1 protein-coding gene is annotated in these 3,941 nt (G+C 71.9%); it reads left to right on the plus strand.

Annotated features, from left to right (window positions below; translation table 11 throughout):
* Positions 1-53 precede the first annotated feature (53 nt).
* Positions 54-3,941, plus strand: a 3,888-nt coding sequence (locus IE239_RS41125; protein WP_229878809.1) for a type I polyketide synthase, incomplete at its 3' end; no start/stop codon positions are given.

Consider the following 3,941-nt stretch of genomic DNA (forward strand, 5'->3'; position numbering starts at 1 on the left):
GGGGTGTCGATGTTGATTGGGGGGCTGCGTTCGACACGCGGGGGGCCCGGCGGGTGGAGCTGCCGACGTATCCCTTCCAGCACCAGCGCTACTGGCTCGACGCGAACGACGGGCCCGCCGTCGAGGCCGACCCCGTCGACGCCGCCTTCTGGGCCGCGATCGAGGCCGGTGACACCGGCGCCCTCGCCGACGACCTCCAGCTCAAGGCCTCCGTACTCGACGAGGTCCTGCCCGCGCTCTCCTCCTGGCGACGCCGCCGACAAGAACGGTCCGTCGTCGACGGATGGCGCTACCACCTCGGCTGGGACCGGATCGACACCTCCGGCACCCTTTCCGGCGCCCTCTCCGGCACCTGGCTCGTAGCCGCCGGCGCCGACAGCGGCCCGCTCGCCGAAGCCGTCGCCACCGGTCTCACCGAGCGCGGCGCGCAGATCGTGCGCATCGAGGTCGACACCGAGAACACGGACCGGGAGGCGCTGGCCGCCACCCTGCCGGACCGGCCCTTCGCGGGCATCCTGTCGCTCCTGGCACTCGACGGCCGGCCCCACCCCGTCCACACCACCTGGTCCCGCGGCGTGATCGCCACCGTGACCCTCGTCCAGGCCCTCGGCGACGCCGACATCGAGGCCCCGCTGTGGTCGGTCACGTCAGGCGGCGTCGCCGTCGCGGACCCCGCGGAGCTGACCGACGTCTCCCAGCACGTCATGTGGGGCATCGGCACCGTCCTGGCACTGGACCACCCCCGGACCTGGGGCGGCCTCGTCGACCTGCCCACCGGCACCGACGAACCCGCCCCGCACACCCTCGACCTGCTGTGCGCCGCCCTCTCCGGAGCCGACGACGAGGACCAACTCGCCGTACGCCCCGACGGCCTGCACGCCCGCCGCATGCGCCGTGCCCCGCTGGACGGCGCCCCGGCCCCCAGGCCCTGGACCCCCCGCGGCACCGTCCTGATCACCGGTGGCACTGGCGGCACAGGCGCCCACGTCGCCCGCCGACTGGCCGAGCTCGGCGCCGAACATCTCGTGCTGACCAGCCGCCGCGGCCCCGACGCTCCCGGAGCCGGTGAACTCCGCGCCGAACTCGAGGCCCACGGCGCCCGGGTCACCATCACCGCCTGCGACATCGGCGACCGCGACACGGTCGCCGCCCTCCTCGACGCCGTCCCCGCCGGACTGCCGCTGACCGCCGTCCTGCACCTCGCCGGAGCGCCCCAGACCGAATCACCCCTGTCCGGTCTCACCGTCGAGCAGTTCGCCGAGATGGGCCGCGCCAAGATCGCCGGCGCCCGTCACCTGGACGACCTGCTCGGCGACCGCGAACTCGACGCCTTCGTCCTCTTCTCCTCCGGCGCCACCGCCTGGGGCAGCAACGGCCTGACTTCGTACGCCGGAGCCAACGCATACCTCGACGCGCTGGCCCACCACCGACGCGCCCGCGGACTGACAGCCACCTCCATCGCCTGGGGCGCCTGGGACGGCGGCGGCATGGTCGACGCGTCCATGGCGGGGGAGTTCGCCAAGCTCGGCCTCTCCCTGATGGAACCCCACCTCGGCGTGACCGCACTGGTGCAGGCCGTCGAGCACGACGAGACCCACGTCGTCGTCGCCGGCATCGACTGGACCCGCTTCGCCCCGACCTTCACCCTCAGCCGCCCCCGGCCCCTGCTGCGCGGCCTGCCCGAGGTCACCGAACTCCTCGACGGCAAAACCGAGGACCGCCCCGGCACCGACGCCTCCGCCCTCCGCGCCGAACTCCTGGCGCTCCCCCCGGACGCACAGGAACACCTCCTGGTCAGCCTGGTGCGGACCGAAGCCGGAGCCGTCCTGGGGCACACCGACGCCGAAGGCGTCCAGGAGGACAGGGCGTTCAAGGAGATCGGGTTCGACTCGGTCACCGCTGTCGAACTGCGCAACCGCCTCAACGCCGCCACACAGCTGCGCCTGCCCGCCACCCTCGTCTTCGACTACCCGAACCCCAGGGCGCTGGCCGACCACCTCCGCGCGGAACTCGTCGGCGACGGAGACGGCGACGGCGCCTCCACGGCCCTGCCCGCCGTGGCACCGGCACTTTCCCCCGCGGCCGACGACCCGATCGCCATCGTCTCCATGGGCTGCCGCCTCCCCGGCGGCGTGACCTCACCCGAGGACCTGTGGACCCTGCTGGCCGAGGGCCGCGACGCGCTCGTCGACTTCCCGGCCGACCGCGGATGGGACCTGGACAGTCTGCTCTCCGACGACCCCGACGCCCCCGGCACGACCTACGTCCGCAAGGGCGGCTTCCTGCACGGAGTCGCCGACTTCGACGCCGGTTTCTTCGGCATCAACCCCCGTGAGGCACTGGCGATGGATCCGCAGCAGCGGCTGCTGCTGGAGACCTCCTGGGAGGTGTTCGAGCGTGCGGGCATCGACCCGACCTCGCTGCGGGGCAAGGACGTCGGCGTCTTCACCGGCATGGGAGCCCAGGACTACACCCCCCGCCTCGGCGGCGGCGCCGACGGCACCGAGGGCTACGCCCTGACCGGCAGCGCGGGCAGCGTCGCCTCCGGCCGTGTGTCGTACGTCCTGGGCCTGGAGGGGCCCGCGCTCACCATCGACACGGCATGCTCGTCCTCGTTGGTGGCGATGCACTCCGCCATGCAGGCCCTGCGTAACGGTGAGTGCTCGCTCGCCCTGGCCGGCGGCGTCGCCGTGATGTCCAGCCCCGGTGTCTTCGTGGAGTTCTCGCGGCAGCGGGGCCTGGCGCCGGACGGACGCTGCAAGGCGTTCGCCGAAGGCGCGGACGGAACCGGCTGGGCGGAAGGCGTGGGCCTGCTGTTGCTCGAGCGTCTGTCGGACGCCCGCCGTAACGGGCATGAGGTGCTGGCCCTGGTGCGGGGCAGTGCGGTCAACCAGGACGGTGCGTCGAACGGCCTGACCGCGCCGAACGGTCCTTCGCAGCAGCGTGTGATCCGGCAGGCGCTGGCGAACGCGGGTCTGTCGGCAGCCGACGTCGACGCTGTGGAGGCGCACGGTACGGGTACTTCGTTGGGTGATCCGATCGAGGCGCAGGCGTTGATCGCGACGTACGGTCAGGAGCGCCCCGGCGACGACCGCCCACTGCTGCTCGGCGCCCTCAAGTCCAACCTCGGACACACGGGAGCCACCGCGGGTGTGGCGGGTGTGATCAAGATGGTGCAGGCGATGCGGCATGGTGTGCTGCCGAAGACGTTGCATGTGGATGAGGCGTCGTCGGCGGTGGACTGGTCGGCGGGTGCGGTGGAGCTGCTGACGGAGTCTCGGGAATGGCCGGCGGCACCGGACCGTCCTCGGCGTGCTGGTGTGTCGGCGTTCGGCATCAGTGGGACGAATGCGCACGTGATCCTGGAGGGTGTCGAGGCTGCGGCTCCGGTGGAGCGTGAGGTGGCGCCGGGTGGCGTGACGCCTGACGGTGTGACGGTGCTTGGTGGTGTGGTGCCGTTGGTGGTGTCGGGCAGGTCGCCGGAGGCGGTGCGTGCGCAGGCGGTGCGGCTCGCCGGGTTCCTGGAGGAGCGGGCCGAACTGAGTCTCAGGGATGTGGCGTTCTCGCTGGCGACGACCCGTGCTCGTTTCGATCATCGTGCGGTGGTGGTGGCGGGTTCGGCGGCTGAGGCGCGGGAGCATCTCGTGTCGGTGGATGTGCAGGGTGTGGTTGCGGGTCGTGTGGGTGTGTTGTTCACGGGTCAGGGGTCGCAGCGGGCCGGTATGGGGAGTGAGTTGTATGCCGCTTTCCCGGTGTTCGCGGAGGCTTTCGACGAGGTGTGCGCGGCCGTGGACGGGCATCTTGGCCGGTCGTTGAAGGATCTGGTCTTCGGTGATGAGGCGGTGTTGTTGGAGGAGACGCGGTTTGCGCAGCCGGCGTTGTTCGCGGTCGAGGTGGCGTTGTTCCGGTTGGTGGAGTCCTGGGGTGTGCGTGCTGACTAT

The organism is Streptomyces humidus (genome assembly GCF_014649655.1).
Lineage (GTDB): Bacteria > Actinomycetota > Actinomycetes > Streptomycetales > Streptomycetaceae > Streptomyces > Streptomyces humidus.